Below are 22,195 nucleotides of genomic sequence, written 5' to 3'. Positions count from 1 at the left end.
CCGGCGCGGCGGGCGTGGCCGGTTTTCCCAACACCGAGAGAGACATCACAATGCCAAAGCTCGCAGCCAATCTGACGATGCTGTTCAACGAGGTGGGTTTTCTGGACCGCTTCGAAGCCGCCGCGCGCGCCGGCTTTCGCGGCGTGGAATTCCTGTTCCCCTACGCATTTCATGCCGACCAGATCGCCGATCGCCTGAATCGCTTCCAGCTGGACCTGGTGCTTCACAACCTGCCCGCGGGCAAGTGGGATGCCGGTGAGCGCGGCATCGCCTGCCATCCCGACCGCGTCGGCGAATTCCAGGACGGCGTGGGCGAGGCGATCAAGTACGCGAAAGTCCTGGGCGTGCGCCAACTCAACTGCCTGGTTGGCATCCTGCCGCAGAACGTCCGGCGCGAGCAGGCCAACGAAACGCTGGTGGAAAACCTGCGCTTCGCAGCCAACGCGCTGGCCGGCGAGCAGATCGACCTGCTGATCGAGCCGATCAACACGTTCGACATTCCGGGCTTTTTCCTGTCGCGCACGCAGCAGGCGATCGACCTGATCGGACAGGTCAACGCGCCCAATCTGTACGTGCAGTACGACATCTATCACATGCAGCGCATGGAAGGCGAAATCGCCAACACGATCAAGGCGAATCTTCCGAAGATCCGCCACGTGCAGCTGGCCGACAACCCTGGCCGCAACGAACCGGGTACGGGCGAGATCAACTACCGCTACCTGTTCGGCCTGCTCGACGAGATCGGCTACCAGGGCTGGATCGGCTGCGAATACAAGCCCAGGACGACGACCGAGGAAGGCCTGGGCTGGCGCGCCGCCCACGGCGTCTGACGCCCCGCCCTTCGTGCCGAAGCGATACGCCCGCGCCAGCGTACTGACGCCGCGGCAGCGTGCCGACTTCGGCCCACACATCATCGACATCATTCCAAACGACTGGAGACATCATCATGGCAAATCAACGTAACGTCGGCTTTATCGGCCTGGGCATCATGGGTGCGCCGATGGCCGGACATCTGCGCGCGGCCGGACACACGCTGTTCGTACACGACGTCAACCCCGCTCCGCAGGTGCTGGTCGATGCCGGCGTCACGGTCTGCACCAGCGCCGAGGAAGTGGCCAAGCGCGCCGACATCGTGATCGTCATGGTGCCGGACACCCCGCACGTCGAAGCCGTGCTGTTCGGCGAAAAGGGCGTCGCAGCGGCCTACAAGAGCGCCGGCAAGGAAGCCACGTACGGCAAGATCGTGGTCGACATGAGCTCGATTTCGCCGATCGCCACCAAGGATTTCGCCGCGCGCATCAACAAGCTGGGCGCTTCCTACCTCGATGCGCCGGTCTCGGGCGGCGAAGTTGGCGCCAAGGCGGCGTCGCTGACGATCATGGTGGGCGGCCCGTCCGAAGCGTTCGACGAGGTCAAGCCGTTGTTCGACCTGATGGGCAAGAACATCACGCTGGTCGGCGGCAACGGCGACGGGCAGACCACCAAGGTGGCCAACCAGATCATCGTGGCGCTGAACATCCAGGCCGTGTCGGAAGCGCTGCTGTTTGCCTCCAAGGCCGGCGCCGATCCGGCCAAGGTGCGCCAGGCGCTGATGGGCGGATTTGCCGCGTCGCGCATTCTGGAAGTGCACGGCGAGCGCATGGTCAAGCGCACGTTCGATCCGGGCTTCCGCATCGAACTCCATCAGAAGGATCTGAACCTGGCGCTGCAGGGCGCGAAGGCGCTGGGCGTGTCGCTGCCGAACACGGCCACCGCGCAGGAACTGTTCAACGCCTGCGCCGCCAACGGCTTCGGCAAGCTCGATCACTCGGCGCTGTGCCGCGCGATCGAGATCATGTCGAACCACGACATCGCCAAGGCCGCGAAGTAACTGCGCGATCGGGCCGCCTTCCGGCCTTCCGGCCTGCGAAGGCGGCGGCGTGGCGCGCGCTGCATGCGCCGCGCCCGACGCCCGGTGAATTCACCGCCCGCTGCTTGCATTCCGTTTTTTCGGTATTCCGTATTTTCAACAGGATTTTCATGTTCGCCACCGACGCCACTGCCGTCCTGCTGTCGCCCCAGCGCAAGGCCGGCGCACCCGATTGCCGCAACCCCGCGCAGGCGCGCGAGTTGTTGCGCGACCTGTTCGATACGGCGGTGGCTGCCGTCAGCGCCGCGCATTGCCTGCCGCCGCATTTGCCGCAGCCGCCGCGGGGCCGCACCGTGGTGATCGGCGCGGGCAAGGCCGCCGCGGCCATGGCGCAGGCCGTGGAAGCGCACTGGCAAGGCGAACTGTCGGGGCTGGTGGTGACGCGCTACGGGCACGGCGCGCCGTGCCAGCGCATCGAAGTCGTCGAGGCCGCGCATCCGGTGCCCGACGCAGCCGGCCAGCAGGCCGCGCAGCGCATGGTGGAGCTGGTGCAGGGGTTGACCGCCGACGATCTCGTGCTGTGCCTGATATCGGGCGGCGGGTCGGCGCTGCTGGCCGCGCCCGCGCCGGGCATCTCACTGGCCGACAAGCAGGCCGTGAACAAGGCGCTGCTGCGCAGCGGCGCCAGCATCGGCGAGATGAATTGCGTGCGCAAGCATCTGTCGGCGCTCAAAGGCGGGCGCCTGGCGCTGCTGTGCGCGCCGGCCCGCGTGGAAACGCTGCTGATTTCCGATATCCCCGGCGACGATCCCACGCTGATTGCCAGCGGGCCGACGCTGCCCGACAGCACCACTTGCGCCGACGCGCTCGCGGTCATCGCCAAGTACGGCATCGACGTGCCGGCCAACGTGCGCGCGCACCTGGCAAGCGGCGCGGGCGAGACGCCCAAACCCGGCGACAGTCGATTCGACGGCCATCGCAGCGTGACGCTGGCCAGCGCGCAGCAATCGCTGGAGGCCGCCGCCGCGCGCGCCCGCGAGCTTGGCCTGGCCGCATACATCCTGTCCGACAGCATCGAAGGCGAAGCGCGCGATGTGGCCGAAGTGCACGCCGCGATCGCGCGGCAGATCGTCGCGCACGGCCAGCCGTTCCAGAAGCCGTGCGTGATCCTTTCCGGCGGCGAAACCACGGTCACGGTACGCGGCAACGGCCGCGGCGGCCGCAACGCCGAATTCCTGCTGTCGCTGGCGGTGGCGCTCGATGGCCTGCCCGGCGTGCATGCGATTGCGTGCGATACCGACGGCATCGACGGATCGGAAGACAACGCCGGCGCGCTGCTCGACCCCGACACACTGACGCGCGCGGCGGCACGCGGCCTGTCGGCGCGCGCCCATCTGGACAACAACGACGGGTACGGTTTCTTTGCGGGCATCGACGATCTGATCGTCACCGGCCCGACCCGCACCAACGTGAACGATTTCCGCGCGATCCTGATCGTCTGAGGCGAACGGTTCGACACGGCAGCATAACGAGGATGGAGAAGGAGACTTTCATGAGACGCCAGCGCAAAGCGAAGATCGTGGCCACCCTGGGGCCCGCAAGCAGCGACATCGCGGTCATCCGCCAATTGTTCGACGCCGGGGCCGATGTGTTCCGCCTGAACTTCAGCCACGGCACGCATGACGACCATCGCGCGCGCTACGACGCGGTGCGCCAGGTGGAGGCCGAAACGGGCCGCCCGATCGCGATCCTGGCCGATCTGCAAGGCCCGAAGCTGCGCATCGGCACGTTCGCCGCCGGCAAGGTGGCGGTGCGCGCGGGCGACGTGTTCGTGCTCGACAGCGACCCGACGCCCGGCGACGGCACGCGCGTGTACCTGCCGCACCCGGAACTGTTCAAGGCCGCCAACGCGGGCCAGTCGTTGCTGATCGACGACGGCAAGGTGCGCCTCAATATCGAATCCGTTTCCAGCGGCAGCATCACCACGCGCGTGGCCAACCACGGCACGCTGTCGGACCGCAAGGGCGTGAACGTGCCCGACGCGGTGATTCCGATCCCGGCCCTGACCGAGAAGGACCGCAAGGACCTCGACTTCGCGTTGGAGTTGGGCGCGGACTGGATCGCGCTGTCATTCGTGCAGCGTGCCTCCGATATCGTCGAAGCGCGCGAGATCATCGGCACGCGTGCCGGCGTGCTGTCGAAGATCGAAAAGCCGGCCGCGCTGCAGCAACTGGAAGAGATCGTGCGCGTGTCCGATGCAGTGATGGTGGCGCGCGGCGACCTTGGCGTGGAACTGCCGCCGGAGCGCGTGCCCGGCGTGCAGAAGCGCATCCTGCGCATCTGCCGCCAGCTGGGCAAGCCGATCGTGATCGCCACGCAGATGCTGGAATCGATGATCGACTCGCCGGTGCCGACGCGCGCCGAGGCGTCCGACGTGGCAAGCGCGATCTACGACGGCGCCGACGCGGTGATGCTGTCGGCCGAGTCCGCCAATGGCCGTCATCCGGTGCCGGCCGTATCGATGATGGACCGCATCATCAACGAGGTGGAACGCGATCCGCTCTATCGCAACATGCTCGACGCGCAGCACGAGGCGCCGCTTTCCACGCGCCAGGACGCCATCTGCGCGGCCCTGCGCGAGGTCACCCACATCATCGGCGCCAAGGCGACGGTCACCTACACGTCGTCGGGCGCCACGGCGCTGCGCGCGGCGCGCGAGCGGCCGTGCGCGCCGATCGTCAGCATCACGCCGAACCTCGATATCGCGCGGCGCCTGGCCATCGCCTGGGGCGTGCATTCGACGGTCAGCCCGGATGTGCAAAGCGTCGACGAAATGGTCGAGGCAGCCGCGCGCGCCGCGCTGGTGGAAGGCTACGCCGCGCCGGGCGACCAGATCACGATCGCAGCCGGCATGCCGTTCGGCCAGGGCGGCACGACCAACCTTCTGCGCGTGGCCGAAGTGGGCACCGAAGTTGGCGGCCTGCAGATCGGCAAGCTGCCCGCCGCCGAGGCCGTCTGAGGCCGGCGGCGTTGCCGCCCGCGCGTTGCATTTCCTGAGGCAGAGCAGGTTGACCCCCTGCCCTGCCGGCCGTCCGCACCCACCAGCCCGGTGTCGCGGACGGCTCCTTTTTGCGCCGGGGCGGGTGCGGCACAAGGTAACCAATTGCGCACGCGTCACTGGGCGTCAAGCGCCGTTGCTATACTCCATCGGCATATCAGAATCCCCGACGGAGCCCCCAACATGCGTCTCGATGACGAAGCCGAAAGCCAGAACGTAGAAGATCGCCGCGGCGATGGCTACGGCGGAGGCGGCGGATTCGGCCTGCCGATCGGCGGAAAATCCATCGGCATCGGCACGGTCATCATCGCACTGGCCGCATCGTACTTTTTTGGCATCGACCCCTCGCTGATTTTTCAGGGCGCTTCGGTGATCCAGGGCCAGCAGCAGCCGGCGCCGCAATCGCAGGCGCATCGACCGGCCGCCAACGACCAGCTCTCGGTTTTCACACGCAAGGTGCTCGGCAACACCGAGCGCACGTGGGAACACATCTTCGAGACCGACCTGAACCGTCGCTATGCGCCGCCCACGCTGGTGATGTTCTCGGGTGCGACGCCCACCGCATGTGGCACAGGCCAGTCGGCGATGGGCCCGTTCTATTGCCCCGGCGACCAGAAGGTTTATATCGACCTGTCGTTTTATGACGAACTGCGCCAGCGTTTTGGCGCAGGCGGCGATTTTGCGCAGGCGTATGTGATCGCGCACGAAGTCGGCCATCACGTCCAGAATCTGCTGGGCGTATCGAACAAGGTCGATGCGGCGCGCCGCCGCATGAGCGAGGCGCAGGCCAATCAGCTGTCGGTGCGGATGGAATTGCAGGCCGATTGTCTGGCCGGTGTGTGGGCCGCCACGGCCGGCAAGATGAACCAGCAACTGCTGGAACCGGGTGACGTCGAGCAAGGGCTCAAAGCAGCGGCCGCGATTGGCGACGATCGTCTGCAAAAGCAATCGCAAGGCTACGTGGTGCCCGAGGCGTTCACGCATGGCACCAGTGAACAGCGCGTGCGATGGCTGCGCCAGGGCCTGACGACCGGCGATATGCGCAAGTGCGATACGTTTGCCGCGCGGCAACTCTAGCCGGCGCGTCTCATCACGGCACGCAGCGGCAACTGCCAAAGCCAGGAAGCGACAGGAAACGGAACGGAATTCGGCGGGGAAAAATCACCTGCGCGACGGAGAGAGAAGGAGGAGGTCGGTCGCGCAGGTGGGAGAGAAACTGAAACGAGATCGGCGGCCGGTGGATCCATCGGCCGCCGATTGGCGTTCTGCGGGCTATCAGACCTTGTAGCCGTACAGATCGCCGTTGCGCGAGTTGTCGAGCGCCGAGGCGGAGATCTCGCCGCCAAATGCGCGCGAGCCTTCGCTGAAGCTGTCGAACTTGCCGGTGCGCGAACCTTCACTGAACGTGTCGAACTTGCCCTGACGGGCGCCATCGGTAAAGGTGTCGTACTTCCCCATCTTCGAGCCTTCACTATAGGTGTCGAACTTGCCTGTGCGCGCGGCATCGGCATACACGTCGAACTTGCCGACCTTTTTGGTCGCGGCCGGTGCGGCAATCGCTGCCGACGCGGCAAACGCGGCGAGCACGAGGGCACCGCCAAGGATACGTCTGGCGTTCATCTGGGACTCCTTCAACTGATTCACAACCTTTTTTTGGATACAGCTGACAGCTGCCCGATGCGCCATCTTCGTAGCGATGCGAGCACGGACTGAAGGTTAGTGGGTAGTAGTTCTACGAGAAATACCGCTGCGACGAATGGTGCGTTGCACGCCGTGAAACGCTGGGTCTGTGGATGAATGGCGCAGATCGGCCGCCGAATGGCAGCCAGGAGGGAATGCTGCAGAGCGGAACCAGTCACCTACCCTGCGGTACGGCAGGGCCGATGACTGGGCGCGTAGAAGACTCAGGCGGCGCGATGCCGCAACTGGATCAGAGCGTGTACTGGCCGTTGGCCTCAGGCTGAAACGCAATATCGACGATGGTCACGCGCTGCGCGGCGCCGTTGGGCAGCCGGTAATCGACCGTCTTGCCCGCACGGGCGCCCAGCAATGCCTGGCCGATTGGCGACAGCACCGACAGGCGGCCCGCCGAGAGGTCGGCCTCGTCCGGGTAAGCCAGTGTCCACTCACGGGGCGCGGCTTCGCCTTCCAGCGCGCAGACCACGCGCGAGTTCATCGTCACCACGTCTTTCGGAATGGCACTCGGCATGACGATGGCCGCGCGTTCGAGCAGCGCGTCGAGCATTTCGTCCAGCTCGGCGGTACCGGCGCGGCTGGCAATCGCCTCGAGCCGCGTCACGTCGAGTTCGGTCAGATACAGGGTTGGGTTCTTGGTCTTTGCCATGGCGTTGCCTTTCGCAAAAGCGGCGGCCGCGAGCGTCGACACGTTGGTGCGACGCCGGGACGGCAGCCAGGGAAATCGATTGGGGCCGGCGCGATCAGACATGCCGGGCGTGCTACAGCGAAAAAAGCGTGGTGCCTCAGGCCCGGTTCGGCACCGGACCCGTGCTGCTCAGGAGTGGGGGTCGGTCAGGCCGGGAACCGGGCGGGATCAAGCGGGGCGTTGATCCGGCGGCTGGCGGGAATGGTCGGCGCCACCATGCGCGCGCGCGCCGGTCGCGCGGGGCGAACCATGGCAAGGACGGCGAGGGCAAGGTAGCGAGACATCGTCAAAGGAAATCCGGTGAAAAAGCGCGTCGGGTGGGACGCGAACGGTGATGCTAGCACACGGCGCGCAACTGGCGTCCGACAGCACGGCGCCGTGGGCGCGCGGCCGCTATGACGCGTTCAGTGCTTCGGATGGCATTCGCAAGCCGCGCCTTCGGCGGCCTGCTGCAGGTTCTGCAGGATGCCGCATTCGCTGGCCGGATGGGGATTGGGTTTCCCGCAGGTGTGCCGCAGCGCCCGCAACTGCCCTTCCAGCGCTTCCAGCGCCACGCGCTGCGCGTGAATCTGTTCGATCTGGCGGTCCAGCAGCGTGTCGATATCGTCGCACGCCAGCAACGGATTGCGCTGAAAATCGCGCAACCTACGCACATCGGCCAGGCTCATGCCAAGCGAACGGCAATGCCGCACGAAATTGAGTTGGACGAGATGGCCATCGCCATATCGGCGATAGCCGTTGTCCTCGCGCTGGGGCGCATCGAGCAGCCCTTCGCGTTCGTAATATCGGATGGTTTCCACATCGCAGCCGCTATGGCGCGAGAGTTCGCCGATACGCATGGTCGTGGCCTCCGTGATTGGGCAACAAATCCCTGTAGTCATTACAGGGTTAAAGCGAAGTGTAGTCCAATCGGGCGAATCCTGCCGGAAGCGGGATGCGGCCATGTTGCGATCCGAGGGCGCGCGGCCGGTCGGCCTGTCCATCGCCAATGCAGTGAGAATAATCGGATAGTGCAGTAGGCTGACAACGCCGGCGGACGCCATCCTGTAGAATCGTTGCCATCGTTTTTGACCCTTGCGTCACGCGCCCCGTGCTCCCATTCCGGTTCCTGCTGATGGTGGTTTTGCTGGCCTTCCTGCCGTTCCAGGCATGGGCCGGCTTCAACACGTCCGCGTCGGTGGCCGGTCCGCTCCAGGCGGCACAGATCGCCAAGGCGCACAAGGCGCAGGCGTCCGATAGCCCGCTCGCGGCGCAAGGCGATAGCCGGATCGGCGCACAGCGTCATGTCGGGTTGGCGGCCGATCAGGCCGATTTCGCCACGCCGTCGCTGCCGGCGTCGGATTCGTCGCACCCCTGCGACAGCGCGGACCCCTCGCCGCCCGGCGCGGATTTCGCCGAACAGTTGCTTCCCGCGCCAATGCCGCGCGTGTCGATTGCCGTGACGCCTAGTGTGGTGCCCCACTACGCCGTCGCCGCGCTGCCGGACCCTCATCTGCCTTTACTGCCGCGTCCTCCACGCGGCTGATTCCCGATTCGTGCGGAAGTGATTTCGCACGTCCCCCTGTCGCCCGGCACGTCTGATCGTGTCGCGCGCGCTTGCGGCTGGTCCGCGTCTTTTCAAGTCTTGTCCCACAACCATGAAACGTATCTTTCTGTTCCTGGCGACCAACCTCGCCGTCATGCTCGTCCTCAGCTTTACGGCCAGCCTGCTGGGCGTGAATCGCTTCCTTACCGCCAACGGGCTGAACCTCGGTACGCTACTGGCGTTTGCGGCGCTGATGGGTTTTGGCGGTTCGTTCATCTCGCTGCTGATGTCCAAGACCATTGCGAAATGGTCCACTGGCGCGCAGGTCATCACGCATCCGAGCACCAGCACAGAACTGTGGCTGGTGCAGACTGTGCAGAAGCTGGCCACGCGCGCTGGCCTGCCGATGCCCGAAGTGGCGATCTACGACGGCGAGCCCAACGCGTTTGCCACGGGAGCGTCGAAGAAAAACTCGCTGGTGGCGGTCTCTACCGGTTTGCTGCAATCGATGTCGCACGACGAAGTCGAAGCCGTGCTGGCGCACGAAGTGGCGCACATTGCCAATGGCGACATGGTCACGCTGACGCTGATCCAGGGCGTGGTCAACACGTTCGTGATCTTTATGGCCCGCGTGGTCGGCTACTTCGTCGATTCCTGGCTGCGTCGCAACGACGAGGAGTCGAGCGGCCCAGGCATCGGCTACATGATCACGGTGGTCGTTTGCGAAATCGTGTTCGGCATCCTGGCCAGCATCATCGTCGCCGCGTTCTCGCGCCATCGCGAATATCGCGCCGATGCAGGCGCGGCCGGATTGATGGGTACGCCCACGCCGATGGTCGCCGCGTTGCGCCGCCTGGGCGGCCTGGACGCCGACGGCTTGCCGCAGAACATGCAGGCGATGGGGATTTCGGGCGGCAAGTCGTGGCTGGCGCTGTTCTCCAGCCACCCGCCGATCGAATCGCGCATCGCCGCCTTACAGGGCGCGCGCTGAAACCTGGCCCGGCTTCCGGCCCAGACGCCGCGCCGCGCGGCATCGGCACGATCAGTTGAAGACGTCCTGTCGATACCTTGCGGCGGCCATCAGACCGGCGAACCAGTCCGAAGCCGCGTCGGCCGTCATCCCGCCCTGCTCCGCGGCGATGTCGATCAGCGTCTGACGCACCGCTGGCGCCATGCGGCGCCCGTCGCCGCACACATAGACGGTTGCGCCCGCCTGCAACAGCGACCAGACGTGTGCGCGGCGCTGCCACAGCAGATCCTGCACATAGCGGGGCGTGTCGGGCAGCACGGAGAACGCGGTGTGAAGCGCCACCACGCCGGCTTGCGCCCAGCGGGCAAAGTCGTCGTGGAACAACCAGTCATGCTGCGGATGGCGACAGCCGAAGTACAGCTGCACTGGCGTCACTGCCTGTCCGGCTGCGCGCTGAGCCGCGCGTTCCTCGATAAAGCCACGGAATGGCGCGATGCCGGTGCCCGGTCCGATCAGCAGCATCGGCGCCGTCGCGTCGGCTACGGGCGCGAACGATGGATTCGGGGTGCGGATCGACGCCGATACGCGCGCGCCTGGCGCCAGCGCCTGCAGCCACGTTGACGCCACGCCACGGAACTGGCCGCGACCCGACAACGCCGGTGCCCAGACGGTCCCCACCAGCAGCGTCGCCACATCGGGCGCCACCCGCGGCGAGGACGCAATCGAATAGAAACGCGGGCGCATCGGCACCGTGCATGCCAATAGTTGCTGCAGCGTCGGCGCGAGCGCCGGATAGGCTGCCAGTACATCGAGCACGCCCAGCCGGCGCGCCGCCACCTGCGTGGCGTAACCGTGCTGCGCATCGTCCGATGCCATGGTTTCGAGCGACTGCCGCGTGAACGGACAGCGCGTCGTTTGCGCCAGCGCGCGCAAGGTCTGGCGCGACACCACATCCTGCAGTTCGACGAAATGGGTCAGCAGCTCGCGCAGCGGCAGTGCCTCGCCTATGGGCAGGCCGCGGCCCGCGCCGTGGGGCGCACTCAGCGTGACCATCGCGCCGGCATCGAGGTCGAGCCGCTCGCACAGGTCGGCAACCAGGCGCGGCTCGTTGCGTGGCCACACCGCGAGGTGGTCGCCGGTCTGGTAGGTGACGCCGGGCGGCAACTGCAACCGGATCGCCCGCGTGGAGGTGCGCGGCGCCTCGAACGAAAAATCCCACAGGCCGGTGGGATCGGCCACCAGTTCCTCGTTGGCGATCACCGAGAACGACTGCGTGCCGGCCGGCAGCGTTTGCGCGCGCATCGCATCGACGCTGCGCAATTGCACGTCGACGCCGAGGCCGCGCTCGCTGGCACCGTCGGCCTGCAACGCCTGCCACAATTGCGCCAGCCAGCGCTCCGCGGCCTGGTCGAAATCGGCATTGCCGTCGGCTTCGCCACGCGGCAGCAAGGGCACCGCACCCGCCGCGGTGAAAAAGTCGAACACACGCCGTGGGAACGCCTGATAGGTAGCCCATTGCGAATTGCCGCAGCCCAGCAGCGCCAGCCTCAGGCCGTCGGCGCGATAGCCGTGTGCACCGCCGGCATCCAGCATCGCTTCGAACTTGCGTCCGGAATCGGGCGCGCGCCCGTTATAGGTTGCCGCCACTACCACCAACAGGCCCGATGTCGGCAGCGCGTCGATGCTGTCGTCGAGATCCGCAAGTCTGGCGTCGAAACCCGCGCCCACGGCGCCCGCATGGATCTGCTCGGCCAGTTCGCGCGCCGTGCCAAGACTCGATGCGCACAGCACCGTCATCGCCTGGCCATGTCCGCGCACCTCGGCCTGCGCACTATCGAGCGCCGCCGGCGCGGCCGCCTGGGCGAGCAGCCGTTCATGCGGGCGTCGACGCCGCGCGCGCAGCACGAAGTTATCGGGCTTGATGGTCAGCGTTTCCTTGAGCCGGAACTGGTAGTCGAACGGATCATGAAAGGCAAAGTTCCGCAGCATCAACGCCAGGGCCAGCTTGGCCTCGGTGAGCGCGAACTGGCGGCCGATGCAGGCGCGCTCGCCATGACCGAACGGCATATAGGCGTGCGCCGGCAGCTTTGCTTCGTTCTCGGGCAGAAAGCGATCGATGTCGAAACGCTCGGGATGGGCCCACACCTTCGGATCGCGATGCAATGCGGTCAGCACCACCGAAATCCGGCGATTCTTGCGCAGCCGATAGCGGCCGCCGATCACCACATCGTCGAACGGCGCGACCGCGAAGGCCGGCGCGGTGGGCCACAGCCGCAGCGTTTCCTTGAGCACGCGATCGAGCACCGGCATGCGCGCCAGATCGGCATACACCGGCGGCGCGTCGTCGGGCAGCACCGCGTCCACTTCGGCATAGGCCTGCGCCAGCACGCCGGGATTGCGTAGCAGTTCGTACAACGTGAACGTCAGCAGTCCGCTAGTGGTTTCGTGGCCCGCGATCAGGAACGTGATGACCTGGTTGCGGATGTTGGCGTCATCGAGGCGCTGGTCGGTTTCCGGATCGCGCGCGTCGAGCATCAGGTTCAGCAGATCCATGCCCTGCGTGGGCGCGGCGCGGCGTTTGCGAATCACGTCGTCGACCAGATTGCGCATATAGGCCACATCGTCGGCAAACTGCCGGTGAGCACGGCCCATGAAGCGGTCCTGGATCGGCAGCCGCGTGAGCTTGCGCATGGCTTCCTCGAGCGCGCCGACCATCGCCGTGATAAACGGATCGAGCTGATCGCTGGCGAACGATTCGAAATCGTAGCCGAAGCCGGCCAGCGCGATCGTATCCAGCGTCAGGCGCGTCATGTCGTCGGCCACGGCAATATCGGCGTCGGGGCCGTTGCGATCCCATTTATCGACCAGGCGGTTGGCCACGCGCAGCATGACGTCGAAATAACCTTTCATCGCGCGCTGGCTGAAGGCGGGCATCAGGATGCGATGCGCGCAACCCCAGTTCGGTTCGTCGCTGTGCGCGGTGAACAGGCCGTCGCCCGCCATGTCGCGCAAATAGGACAGCGGCGGGCCGATGATCTTGCGGAAGCGCGCCGGATCGCACACCTCGGCCGCCAGCGCCACCGACGACACAAACGGCACGCGCCGGCCAGCGAAGTCGAGTTCGAAAATGCCGTCGTGATGGCGGCTGCGCGCCAGCAGATGCTGACCGACTTCTCCCGGGGTGATCTGGAACAGGTTGCCGACGATAGGCCAGCCCGGATCGCGCGGAATCGGCTCGAGGACAGCGGCAGGAATGGCGGATGACATGGATGGAGGGCGCCTGTGGTTATGGTGGACCGCCGGCCCATGCCGGCGCGGCCGGGCATGGGATCGACAAAGTCAATGCGGGACACCAGAGCATGCCTGCCAACGGCCGCGTTGTCCCATCCCTGATCCGAGCGTTTGAAATGTTTGTTCGGACCAAAGATGCGCGGCTAGTCGACCACTTTGCCGCGCAGCGCCTTGACCTGCCCGCGCTGCGTCTTGGCTTCCAGCCGGCGGGTACGCGACGCGCGCGTCGGGCGGGTGGGCCGGCGCACGCGCGGCGGCGTGGCCACGCTCTGGACCAGTTCGTGCAGACGGCGCACCGCTTCTTCGCGGTTGAGTTCCAGGCTGCGATGCTGCTGCGCCTTGATCACCACCACGCCGTCGCGCGTGATGCGATGGTCGTGCAGCGCCAGCAGCCGTTCCTTGTGATCGGGCGCGAGCGACGATGCGCGCACGTCGTAGCGCAGATGCACCGCGTTGGACACCTTGTTGATGTTCTGACCGCCCGCACCCTGGGCGCGGATCGCGGTGATCTCGTATTCGTAATGGGGGATGAACAGGTCGTCGGCCATGCGCCGCATCATAGCAACGCATGGCGTTCCGAGGGGGCATCGCCAGCACGCTACGGGGCCGGTGCGATGTTCTGGTTGGTGCAGAACAGATTCTGCGGATCGTAGGTGCGCTTGGCGCGCGCCAGGCGATCGTAGTTCGGGCCGTATGCGGCGCCCACGCGCGCAGATTCGTCCTCGGTCATGAAGTTCACATAGACGCCGCCCGTGGCGTAGGGGGCCGCTGCGTTGAAGAAATCGCGCGCCCAGGCGATGCAGGCGGCGTCCTCGTCGGCGCGGTCCCAACGCGAATGCACGTTGACGACGTAACGCGCATCGCGATGGCTGTATGCCGTCGCGTCGGGCGGCACGCGATTGGCGACGCCGCCGACCTGACCGACAAAGATCTCGGCATGCGCCGACGGCCCGCGCGCCGCGTAATCCACCATCATGTCGATCGCCGCGTCGTCGAGCCGGGAAAAATTGTGGGACTTCCAATAGTTGCGCGCACCCGGCGTCAGCAGCGGATCGAACGCCTGCTGCCATGCCGTGTATGGCATCTGGCCGACGTGTTCGCCAACGGTCTGGCCAAAAGACCGCAACGGGTCGATCGCACGTTCGGCCGCGGCCGCATCAGCCGTGCTGAACGCTGCCAGCACCACCACATTGGTGCCGTGCGCCGACGCCGGCAGGAACGGCAACGGCGGTGCGCGGCGCAGCACGGCCCACACGTTGAGATCGTCAGGCATCGCGGTTTCGGTGAAAGCACGATACTGGCGCAGCACCGACTTGGCTTCCACGCCTGGAAACACCAGCAGACCGGCGGTGACCATCGGGCCGACCGGATGCAGGCGGAACTGGAACAGCGTGACCACCCCGAAATTTCCGCCACCGCCGCGCAACGCCCAGAACAGTTCCGGCTCATGCTGGGCATCCGCCCAATGCCGCTGACCGTCGGCGGTCACCACTTCGCAGCCGAGCAGGTTATCGACCGTCATGCCGTACTGGCGCGTGAGCCAGCCAAAGCCGCCGCCCAGCGTCAGGCCAGCGACGCCGGTGGTCGAATTGATGCCCAGCGGCGTGGCCAGTCCCAGCGCCTGGGCTTCGTGATCGAAATCGCCAAGCGTGGCACCCGGACTCACCCACGCCACATGATCGTGCGGATCGACATGCACGCCGCGCAGCGCCGAAAGGTCGATCACCAGCCCGGCATTGCAGATCGCGCTGCCCGCGATATTGTGACCGCCGCCGCGCACGGCCAGCACCAGGCGATGATCGCGCGCGAAGTTGACGGCATGCATCACATCGGCCGTCCCCGTGCATTGCAGGATGACCGCCGGCTTGCGGTCGACGGTGGCGTTCCAGACCGTGCGCGCGACGTCGTACCCGGCATCGGCCGGCAACAGCACCCTGCCGCGCACCGATTTGCGCAACATGTCGATGTGATCGGCAGCAAGCGTGGCCATGATGAATCCTCCCTTCCGCATCGGATGCGGATTCCGGAGTCATTGACCATGCAAAGCACGCGCCAACGCCCGCAGACCGCGCCGCGGCGCGGCTCGCGGCGGCGATGCGGCTATCCGGCCATCCCGCGGCGCTACGATCGGTTTCATTGCTGAGGCGGCGAAGCGCAGACATCGCGCCTGCGTGCGGGTCGCAACACTTACGACTGCCAGCGCGGCGTGCGTTTCTGCAGGAATGCGTCGATGCCCTCACCGGCGTCTTCTTCCATCATATTGCGCGCCATGACATCGCCCGCGTAGGCATAGGCGCTGGCCAGTTCCATCTGCCGCTGGCGGTAGAACATCGACTTGCCATACCGGATTGCGACGCGACTCTTGGCGCGGATCGCGTCGACCTTGCGCGCGATGGCGGCGTCCAGTTCCGCATCGGGCACGGCTTCATTGACCAGCCCCCAGTCGGCCGCCGTCGCCGCGTCGATGAATCGGCCGGTCACGAGCAGGTCGAAGGCGCGTTTGGCCGAGACGTTGCGCGACAGTGCGACCGACGGCGTTGCGCAAAACAATCCGACGTTGATGCCGGACACCGCAAATTTCGCCACCGTGGAGGCCATCGCAAGATCACAGCTGGCCACCAGTTGGCAGCCAGCGGCCGTGGCGATGCCGTGAACCCGCGCGATCACCGGTACTGGCAATGCCTGGATCGCCTGCATGACGACACTGCACTGCGCAAACAGCGACCGGTAGTAGGCCAGATCGGGATGACCGCGCATCTCGCGCAGATCATGCCCCGCGCAAAACGCCTTGCCCGCGCCGGCCAGGATCACGCACCGCACAGCCTCATCGGCGGCAACCTGTTGCAGCGCTTCGTGCAACGCGCCAAGCATCGCTTCGGACAGCGCGTTGAACTGCGCCGGCCGGTTCAGGCACAACGTGACCACCCCATCGCGCGACTCGCGCAAGACCAGCGGCGGTTCGGTATGGCTATTGGATTCCATCGTCATGGCGGCGCTCCGTAGTGGCGTGTGACCGCAATCATCGCGCGTTCCGGCGATGGTTTGGCGCTGCGCGGGGGGCGAATTGGGGTCAATACGGATGCGGGGACGGGATCGACGCGGCCGGCGTGGCTCGGTCATCGGTGCCGCCCTTCGCGGCGGTAGTGGGAAACGCGGGAAACCGTTGCGGGACTTGGCGCGCCCGGCTGGGATCGAACCAGCAACCCCTGCCTTCGGAGGGCAGTACTCTATCCATTGAGCTACGGGCGCGATGTGAGGCTGACTGGCAACGGACGGACGCCGTCGCCGGAAAGTCGCATAGGATACCCGGTTTGCGCGGGCCCGTCCATGCGGGTTGCGCCGAAGCGCCTCGGGCGGGGGTTAGTACGGGTCTCTGAACCGTCGCTTTTAGTCCCTCTGGGCGGGTGTTGGGTCTATAATCGGCAGCTATTTGCGCCGTAACAGAGACGTAGCCGGGCCGGAGACAGCCCCGGGCGCAGAGACCGACAGAAATTCACCCCCGAAACAGGGCCAGACAAGCAAGCCGCCCCCACGTGCTGTGCATAAGGTTTCCCGCAAAATCGAGAGTTCTGTATGAGTGACGTCCATCAAGAAAACGACCACCACGAGTCGCCAATCAAGACCCCGAAGCAACTGATCGCCGTAGTGATCGCCGCCTTTCTGGTGCCGATCATCGTCATTATCCTGCTGGTCAATTTTGTCGGACACGGCAGCCGCGAGGGCGCCGGCTCAACCCAGTCGCTGGAAGCGGTCAACACGCGCATCGCGCCGGTGGCCTCGCTCGAAATCAAGGATCCCAACGCGCCGCGCGTCTTCAAGACGGGCGAGCAGGTGTACAAGGAAGTTTGCGCGGCATGCCACGCCACGGGCGCGGCCGGTGCGCCGAAATACGGCACGGCTGCTGACTGGACGGCACGGATCGGCCAGGGTTTCGACGGGCTGATGAAGTCGGTGCTGAACGGCAAGGGCGCAATGCCCGCGCGCGCCGGCACGTCGCCGGACGATCTGAGCGACTACGAACTCGGTCGCGCGGTGGTTTACATGGCCGACGCCGGCGGCGCCAAGTTCCCCGAACCGCCCGCCCCGGCGGCTGGCGCAGCCACGCAGGCCGCGGCCTCGGCTCCGGCAGCGCCTGAAGCGGCCGCTGCGGCTGCCGCCGCGCCAGCAGCGCCTGCGGCCGCTGCAGCACCGGCTCCGGCACCCGCTGCGGCGGCTCCTGCCGCGGCTCCGGCAGCAGCGTCGGCCGATACGGGCAAGAAAGTCTACGAACAGGTTTGTGCCGCTTGCCACGCCGCTGGCGTTGCCGGCGCGCCCAAGTTCGGCGACAAGGCGGCCTGGGCGCCGCGTCTGAAGGAAGGCATGGACGCCGTGCACAACTATGCGCTCAAGGGCAAGGGCGTGATGCCGCCCAAGGGTGGCTATGCCGGCCCGGACGCGGACGTGATCGCCGCTGCCGACTACATGGCCAACGCCGCAAAGTAAGCCGACGAATCGGCCGCCGAACAGGTGGCCGGGTTGGCCAGCCGATATCGGTCACCGATCCAGCAAAAAGCCCGCGAAGAAGTTCGCGGGCTTTTTCTTTGCGCCGGGCCACGGCCGCCTGTCGTCGACGGATCGCCATCAACCATTCGCCGACTGCTACCCACCCGACGCCAGCCATTGGCTGCGTGCGATCGGGCGCGGCTAACGTCACCAGTCACTCCGCCGGACCCGAGGCGCTACCCGACGCCGCTCAGACAACGCGCGAATAGCGCACCGGAATCCCTTGTGCTTGCGGGCCACCGACGGCCGTGGCCTGCGGCGGGCGCGCTGCGTCATCGCGCAGGTAACGATCGAAAACCATTGCCACGCGACGCACCAGCAGGCGGCCGAGCGATGTGATCTCGATGCGCGCGGGCGTGCGTCGCACCAGATTGTCCTGCGCCAGGGCGTCGAGATCGGCCAGTTCCGCGGCGAACGTCGTGCCGAAATCGATCCGATGCTCTGCCTCCACGGCCGCAATATCGAGCACGCCGTTGCACATCAACGCGCCGATGATGCGTTTGCGCAGATGATCGTCCGGCGACATCTCGAAGCCCCGGATGATCGGCAGCCGATTGGTGTCGAGCGCGGCGTAATAGTCGTCCGTGGTACGCGCGTTCTGCACGTAATGTCCGGCCACGGCGCCGATCGCCGAGACGCCCAGGCCGATCTGGTCGTAGCCGGCGTGCGTGGCGTAGCCCTGAAAGTTGCGTTGCAAACGCCCTTCACGCTGGGCGATGGCAAGGTCGTCGTCGGGCAGCGCGAAATGGTCCATGCCGATGTAAACGTACCCGGCGGCGGTCAATCGTTCGATCGTCGACACCAGAATATCGAGCTTCTCGGCCGCGGGCGGCAGCGCGGCGGCGTCAATACTACGCTGCGGCTTGAACACGTGCGGCAGATGGGCATAGCTGTAGACCGACAGCCGATCCGGACGCAGCGTCAGCACGCGATCGATGGTGGCGTTGAAACGCGCGGTGGTCTGGTGCGGCAGGCCGTAGATCAGGTCCATGCTGATCGACTGAAACCCAAGCCGCCGGGCCGCCGTGACCACGGCGCGCGTTTCGTCATAGGACTGCACGCGATGGATTGCCGCCTGCACCTCTGGATCGAAATCCTGCACGCCAAGGCTGATGCGGTTGAAGCCCAGTTCCGACAATAAATCCATGCGCGCGTCGGTGACGCGGCGCGGGTCGATTTCGATCGAATGTTCGCCGCCGGCAAGCAGGTCGAAATGACGGCGCAGCGCTGCCATTACGCGGCGCATCTCGTCCGGGTCCAGAAATGTCGGCGTGCCGCCGCCCCAGTGCGACTGCATGACGGCGCGGCGCTGGCCCAGCCGGTCGGACACCATCGCCATTTCCCGCGCCAGATAGTCGACATATTGCGCACTACGGCCGTGATCCTTGGTGATGATCTTGTTGCAGCCGCAGTAGTAGCAAATGTTCTCGCAGAACGGAACGTGGACGTATAGCGATAACGGCGCCGGCGCATTAGCGCGGCAGAAGTCCAGCGCCCGCAGATAGCCGGCGTCGCCCATTTCGGCGTGGAAGCGGTCGGCGGTGGGGTAGGACGTATAACGCGGCCCGTTGCCGTCGATGCGACCGGCGAGGCTGCGAAAATCGGCTAGCGCGCCACGGTCAAAGGCCGTGGCATCGGATATCGGCGACGTGGATGGGGAAGAGGATCGAGGCGCGGATCGCAGTGCGGGCTGAGAGGCGGATTGGGGGGCGGACATAGTGGATTTTCGAGATCTTGGGCGCAATTAGCGATCGATGCTATGCCTTGCCTCGCGGCGCAGCATTGATGCGCGTCAAACCCGGGGCAACGCTGCGCCGGATAGCCCGCCGAAGTGGGGCACGAAGTCTGTCGAAAGTCACGGAACGGTCATCAAGCGCCGATAGTCTCGGCCCGGCTCGCACAAGGGCCGCTGTATCCGCCGCGGTCGCTGTGTCCGCCGCATAACCATTTCCCGATTCCATCGCACTTTCAGAGTCCGCTGCCATGCGCCCAGCCTTGCCGCAGTCGATATCGTCTTGCGCGCCCGCATCGGCCGGCCGACGCCGCGCCCTGCAGGGGCTGGCGGCGCTGGCTTCGGCCGCCGCGTTGCCCCAAGCGCTGGCCCAGCCGGCCATGACGGTCGCGCGCCGTCAGTTGGTGGTGGGGCACCTGGTCGATCGGGTCGGTTCGCAGGCCGACCTCGCCCGCGACTACCTGGCCGGTGCGAAGGTGATGTTCGATGCAGTCAATGCGTCGCCGGGAAGCTATGGCGGCCTGCGCATCGTGCATGTGGTTCGCGATGCCGCTCCCGATGCGCGCGGTGCCGTGGCGCAGGCCACCGCGCTGGCCGACTCCGAGCGCGCGGACATCCTGTTCGGGCCGGGCGATGCCGTGCTGCCCGCGCTGGCCGCTTCGCCCGAACTGGCGCGACGCGGCGTGCAGATCGTCGCGCCGCTATCGGGTCTGGCCATCACCGCGGAAAACGTCTGGTTCACCCGGGCCGACTATCAGTCCGAAATCGACGCGGCGGTGCGGCAGTTGCACAGCTATGGCTTGAGCGGGATCGCGCTGGCGGTGTCGCCGGACTTCGCCGCGGGTACGCTGGCGTCAGGCTCGCCCTGGCTGACGCGGCTGGAAACGGCAATGTCCACGCGCGCCGTGCCCCTGACCGGCAACCCCGACGATTGCGCGCGGCGCATTGCGGCGGCACGGCCGGGCGCGGTGGTGGTGGCAGGCGACACGCTGGCCTACGGCAGCCTGGGACGCGCGTTGGCGGCACGGAACTGGTACGGTTTTCTGGTGGGATTGTCGGCGGTCAGTCCGGCGTCGGCGCGCGAGATTCTTGGTGCGCACTACGCGGGCGGCATGGTGGTGACGCAGATTGCGCCGGGGCCGCAGGAATCGACGCTGCGCGTGGTGAAGGAACACGTGGCGCGCATGAAGCAATATCTCGACGAACCGCCGTCGCCGGCCACGCTGGCTGGCTACATTGGCGCGGCGTGGCTGGTGCGTGCAGCGGCCGGCATGCGGACCAATGGCGTCGTGGAATTGCGGCGCGTCTTGCAGACCCGCATCGATGTCGGCGATTTCACGCTCGATTTCACGCGCGGGCTGCGCGGTTCGCAATACGTGCAACTGGCGCCGATCGGCAAGAGCGGCCTGCCGCAACGCGCCTGAGCCCGGTCAAGGCCGCGTGGCCCGGGCACGCGTCGCCATCGCTTGGCCGCGGGCTGTCGATTCGTCGACACATCGACCCATCGCCATCCGTTTATCCGTCGGCGCGGCGGGCGCGGCGGCGTCGCTCAGCCGCGCGGCAGCGTGATGCTGACGCGCAAACCGCCTTCGGCGCGATTGGTCAATGTCAGTTCGCCGCCATGACGCGCGACGATATCTGCAGCAATCGACAGGCCCATGCCCACGCCCCCGGTGGCGCGGCTGCGCGACGATTCCACGCGATAGAACGGTTCCAGCACGCGCTGCAGTTCGGCCGGCGGAATGCCGGGACCGTTGTCGCACACATCGATGGCGACGCGCTCCGGGCTATCGGTCAGGATGATATGCGCGGCGCCGCCGTAGCGATGCGCGTTCTCGACGAGATTGACCACCGCGCGGCGCAGTTCGGCGGGATACGCGAGCAGCGGCGTGGCCTCGCCGGACAGCCGCACGTCCTGTCCCAGTTCCTGCGCGTCGTCAACGATCGCCTGCAGTAGCGCCAGCACATCTACGCGCTGGCGCGGACCCGTGGCGTCGTCGCGCTCGCGAAGGTAGTAAAGCGTGGCGTCGATCAGCCCGTTCATCTCGGCGAGGTCCTGGCGCAGCCGGTACCGCACGTCGTTGTCCTCGATGCGCTCGATGCGCAGGCTCATGCGCGTCAGCGGCGTGCGCAGGTCGTGCGAGACGGCGGCCAGGAAGCGCGACTGCTGCGCCAGCTGGGTGCGGATCCGTTGCTGCATCAGGTTCAGCGCGCGCGTCGCCTCGCGCGCTTCCGCGGGGCCGGTGTCTTCATCGAGCGGCGGCGCGTGGACGTCCTGCGCCAGGCGATTGGCGCCGCTGGCCAGTTGCTGCACGGGCCGCGCCAGCAGGCGGGCGCCGACCAGCGACGCGATCAGGATCGCCAGCAACTGAAACAGCATGCCAAGGTGCGGCGGCCAGATGCCGCGAATGTGAAAGCCCTGTGGCGGCCCCTGTTGCCCGCGCGGCGGCGCGAACATGCCCGGCGGCGGCGGGCGCACGCCATCGGGACGCGGCGGGCCGTCGCCATTGTTGCCGCTCGGAGGAGGGCCACCGGCCCGCCCCAGCATGCGGTCGAGCAGATTGGGCGGCGGCGCTGCCGGACGCGGCAAACCGGCCGCTTGCGCTTCGGATGCGGCGCGTCGCATGCGTTCGATGTAGCGCTCGGATCCAGGGCGCGGAAATACGTTCTCGATCACGGTCACGCCCAGGATGTGAACGGCGAGCATGATGGCGGCCATGACGAAGAACAGCCGCATGAACATCGAGTTGAAGCGTCTGCGCGGCACGCGCGCGTCGCTGCCGGAAGCGGGCTTGATGGCCGCGACGCCGTCGGCGTCGGCGGACGGCGGAGTGACGGCGGCCAT

18 protein-coding genes and 1 tRNA gene are annotated in these 22,195 nt (G+C 66.7%); 9 read left to right on the top strand and 10 right to left on the bottom strand.

Features of this window, described 5'->3' with window-relative positions; genetic code table 11:
* Positions 1–50 precede the first annotated feature (50 nt).
* From hyi to ypfJ, 5 genes are all read left to right on the top strand, one after another.
* Positions 51–830, top strand: coding sequence for a hydroxypyruvate isomerase (gene hyi, locus AC1RKI_RS25910; protein ID WP_061953482.1), 780 nt, complete (start codon positions 51–53; stop codon positions 828–830).
* 116 nt (positions 831–946) lie between these two features.
* Entirely contained in the window at positions 947–1,870 is a 924-nt protein-coding gene (gene glxR / locus AC1RKI_RS25905; RefSeq protein WP_061953480.1) for a 2-hydroxy-3-oxopropionate reductase, read from the top strand.
* 149 nt (positions 1,871–2,019) lie between these two features.
* Positions 2,020–3,351 carry a glycerate kinase type-2 family protein gene (locus AC1RKI_RS25900; protein WP_227458767.1) on the top strand — a complete coding sequence of 444 codons (1,332 nt, stop codon included), beginning with the start codon at positions 2,020–2,022 and terminating at the stop codon, positions 3,349–3,351.
* 50 nt (positions 3,352–3,401) lie between these two features.
* The gene (gene pyk / locus AC1RKI_RS25895) at positions 3,402–4,868 is read left to right on the top strand and encodes a pyruvate kinase (protein WP_061953591.1); all 1,467 of its coding nucleotides are present in this window, start codon (positions 3,402–3,404) and stop codon (positions 4,866–4,868) included.
* A gap of 222 nt (positions 4,869–5,090) precedes the next feature.
* On the top strand, positions 5,091–5,984 hold the full coding sequence (gene ypfJ / locus AC1RKI_RS25890; RefSeq protein WP_061953476.1) for a KPN_02809 family neutral zinc metallopeptidase: 894 nt from the start codon (positions 5,091–5,093) through the stop codon (positions 5,982–5,984).
* A gap of 198 nt (positions 5,985–6,182) precedes the next feature.
* Here the strand turns inward: ypfJ and AC1RKI_RS25885 are convergent, their stop codons facing one another.
* From AC1RKI_RS25885 to AC1RKI_RS25875, 3 genes are all read right to left on the bottom strand, one after another.
* On the bottom strand, positions 6,183–6,527 hold the full coding sequence (locus AC1RKI_RS25885; RefSeq protein WP_061953474.1) for a hypothetical protein: 345 nt from the start codon (positions 6,525–6,527) through the stop codon (positions 6,183–6,185).
* A gap of 310 nt (positions 6,528–6,837) precedes the next feature.
* Positions 6,838–7,251: a nucleoside diphosphate kinase regulator gene (gene rnk, locus AC1RKI_RS25880; RefSeq protein WP_061953589.1), complete on the bottom strand. Its 414-nt coding sequence runs from the start codon at positions 7,249–7,251 to the stop codon at positions 6,838–6,840.
* A gap of 443 nt (positions 7,252–7,694) precedes the next feature.
* Positions 7,695–8,129, bottom strand: coding sequence for a Cd(II)/Pb(II)-responsive transcriptional regulator (locus tag AC1RKI_RS25875; RefSeq protein WP_061953472.1), 435 nt, complete (start codon positions 8,127–8,129; stop codon positions 7,695–7,697).
* A gap of 251 nt (positions 8,130–8,380) precedes the next feature.
* Between AC1RKI_RS25875 and AC1RKI_RS25870 the strand changes: the two genes are divergently transcribed.
* Together AC1RKI_RS25870 and htpX are read left to right on the top strand one after the other, a co-directional pair.
* Positions 8,381–8,815, top strand: coding sequence for a hypothetical protein (locus AC1RKI_RS25870; RefSeq protein ID WP_492797896.1), 435 nt, complete (start codon positions 8,381–8,383; stop codon positions 8,813–8,815).
* A gap of 112 nt (positions 8,816–8,927) precedes the next feature.
* On the top strand, positions 8,928–9,806 hold the full coding sequence (gene htpX / locus AC1RKI_RS25865; protein WP_061953468.1) for a protease HtpX: 879 nt from the start codon (positions 8,928–8,930) through the stop codon (positions 9,804–9,806).
* Positions 9,807–9,857: 51 nt separating this feature from the next.
* Here htpX and AC1RKI_RS25860 read toward each other — a convergent pair whose 3' ends face one another.
* From AC1RKI_RS25860 to AC1RKI_RS25840, 5 genes are all read right to left on the bottom strand, one after another.
* Complete coding sequence (locus AC1RKI_RS25860) at positions 9,858–13,052, bottom strand: bifunctional cytochrome P450/NADPH--P450 reductase (RefSeq protein WP_492797898.1); 3,195 nt, start codon at positions 13,050–13,052, stop codon at positions 9,858–9,860.
* Between the two features lie 167 nt (positions 13,053–13,219).
* The gene (gene arfB, locus AC1RKI_RS25855; RefSeq protein ID WP_167585401.1) at positions 13,220–13,624 is read right to left on the bottom strand and encodes an alternative ribosome rescue aminoacyl-tRNA hydrolase ArfB; all 405 of its coding nucleotides are present in this window, start codon (positions 13,622–13,624) and stop codon (positions 13,220–13,222) included.
* Positions 13,625–13,674: 50 nt separating this feature from the next.
* Positions 13,675–15,066 (bottom strand): FAD-binding oxidoreductase, encoded by a 1,392-nt coding sequence (locus tag AC1RKI_RS25850; protein WP_490714458.1) that lies wholly within the window; start codon positions 15,064–15,066, stop codon positions 13,675–13,677.
* Positions 15,067–15,263: 197 nt separating this feature from the next.
* Positions 15,264–16,064, bottom strand: a complete 801-nt coding sequence (locus AC1RKI_RS25845; protein WP_150982464.1) for an enoyl-CoA hydratase — start codon at positions 16,062–16,064, stop codon at positions 15,264–15,266.
* A 185-nt stretch (positions 16,065–16,249) separates the two neighbouring features.
* Positions 16,250–16,325 (bottom strand) — tRNA-Arg (locus AC1RKI_RS25840).
* A gap of 324 nt (positions 16,326–16,649) precedes the next feature.
* Between AC1RKI_RS25840 and AC1RKI_RS25835 the strand changes: the two genes are divergently transcribed.
* Positions 16,650–17,558 carry a c-type cytochrome gene (locus AC1RKI_RS25835; protein WP_492797900.1) on the top strand — a complete coding sequence of 303 codons (909 nt, stop codon included), beginning with the start codon at positions 16,650–16,652 and terminating at the stop codon, positions 17,556–17,558.
* A gap of 250 nt (positions 17,559–17,808) precedes the next feature.
* On the opposite strand, the gene hemN is transcribed toward AC1RKI_RS25835, so the two are convergent.
* Positions 17,809–19,335, bottom strand: coding sequence for an oxygen-independent coproporphyrinogen III oxidase (gene hemN, locus AC1RKI_RS25830; protein ID WP_492797902.1), 1,527 nt, complete (start codon positions 19,333–19,335; stop codon positions 17,809–17,811).
* Between the two features lie 266 nt (positions 19,336–19,601).
* Between hemN and AC1RKI_RS25825 the strand changes: the two genes are divergently transcribed.
* Positions 19,602–20,774, top strand: a complete 1,173-nt coding sequence (locus AC1RKI_RS25825; RefSeq protein ID WP_492797904.1) for an ABC transporter substrate-binding protein — start codon at positions 19,602–19,604, stop codon at positions 20,772–20,774.
* A 125-nt stretch (positions 20,775–20,899) separates the two neighbouring features.
* On the opposite strand, the gene AC1RKI_RS25820 is transcribed toward AC1RKI_RS25825, so the two are convergent.
* Positions 20,900–22,195 (bottom strand): ATP-binding protein, encoded by a 1,296-nt coding sequence (locus tag AC1RKI_RS25820; protein ID WP_492797906.1) that lies wholly within the window; start codon positions 22,193–22,195, stop codon positions 20,900–20,902.

The organism is Cupriavidus sp. GW822-FHT06G04 (assembly GCF_058799075.1).
Note: the sequence above shows the minus strand (reverse complement) of the source record. Positions and strands in the feature narration are given on the sequence as shown.

Excerpts from the sequence above, each read along its gene's own strand:
- hyi (WP_061953482.1), top strand. The coding sequence starts at position 51 with ATGCCAAAGCTCGCAGCCAATCTGACGATGCTGTTCAACGAGGTGGGT.
- glxR (WP_061953480.1), top strand. The coding sequence starts at position 947 with ATGGCAAATCAACGTAACGTCGGCTTTATCGGCCTGGGCATCATGGGT.
- AC1RKI_RS25900 (WP_227458767.1), top strand. The coding sequence starts at position 2,020 with ATGTTCGCCACCGACGCCACTGCCGTCCTGCTGTCGCCCCAGCGCAAG.
- pyk (WP_061953591.1), top strand. The coding sequence starts at position 3,402 with ATGAGACGCCAGCGCAAAGCGAAGATCGTGGCCACCCTGGGGCCCGCA.
- ypfJ (WP_061953476.1), top strand. The coding sequence starts at position 5,091 with ATGCGTCTCGATGACGAAGCCGAAAGCCAGAACGTAGAAGATCGCCGC.
- AC1RKI_RS25885 (WP_061953474.1), bottom strand. The coding sequence starts at position 6,527 with ATGAACGCCAGACGTATCCTTGGCGGTGCCCTCGTGCTCGCCGCGTTT.
- rnk (WP_061953589.1), bottom strand. The coding sequence starts at position 7,251 with ATGGCAAAGACCAAGAACCCAACCCTGTATCTGACCGAACTCGACGTG.
- AC1RKI_RS25875 (WP_061953472.1), bottom strand. The coding sequence starts at position 8,129 with ATGCGTATCGGCGAACTCTCGCGCCATAGCGGCTGCGATGTGGAAACC.
- htpX (WP_061953468.1), top strand. The coding sequence starts at position 8,928 with ATGAAACGTATCTTTCTGTTCCTGGCGACCAACCTCGCCGTCATGCTC.
- AC1RKI_RS25860 (WP_492797898.1), bottom strand. The coding sequence starts at position 13,052 with ATGTCATCCGCCATTCCTGCCGCTGTCCTCGAGCCGATTCCGCGCGAT.
- arfB (WP_167585401.1), bottom strand. The coding sequence starts at position 13,624 with ATGGCCGACGACCTGTTCATCCCCCATTACGAATACGAGATCACCGCG.
- AC1RKI_RS25850 (WP_490714458.1), bottom strand. The coding sequence starts at position 15,066 with ATGGCCACGCTTGCTGCCGATCACATCGACATGTTGCGCAAATCGGTG.
- AC1RKI_RS25845 (WP_150982464.1), bottom strand. The coding sequence starts at position 16,064 with ATGACGATGGAATCCAATAGCCATACCGAACCGCCGCTGGTCTTGCGC.
- AC1RKI_RS25835 (WP_492797900.1), top strand. The coding sequence starts at position 16,650 with ATGAGTGACGTCCATCAAGAAAACGACCACCACGAGTCGCCAATCAAG.
- hemN (WP_492797902.1), bottom strand. The coding sequence starts at position 19,335 with ATGTCCGCCCCCCAATCCGCCTCTCAGCCCGCACTGCGATCCGCGCCT.
- AC1RKI_RS25825 (WP_492797904.1), top strand. The coding sequence starts at position 19,602 with ATGCGCCCAGCCTTGCCGCAGTCGATATCGTCTTGCGCGCCCGCATCG.
- AC1RKI_RS25820 (WP_492797906.1), bottom strand. The coding sequence starts at position 22,195 with ATGGCCGCCGTCACTCCGCCGTCCGCCGACGCCGACGGCGTCGCGGCC.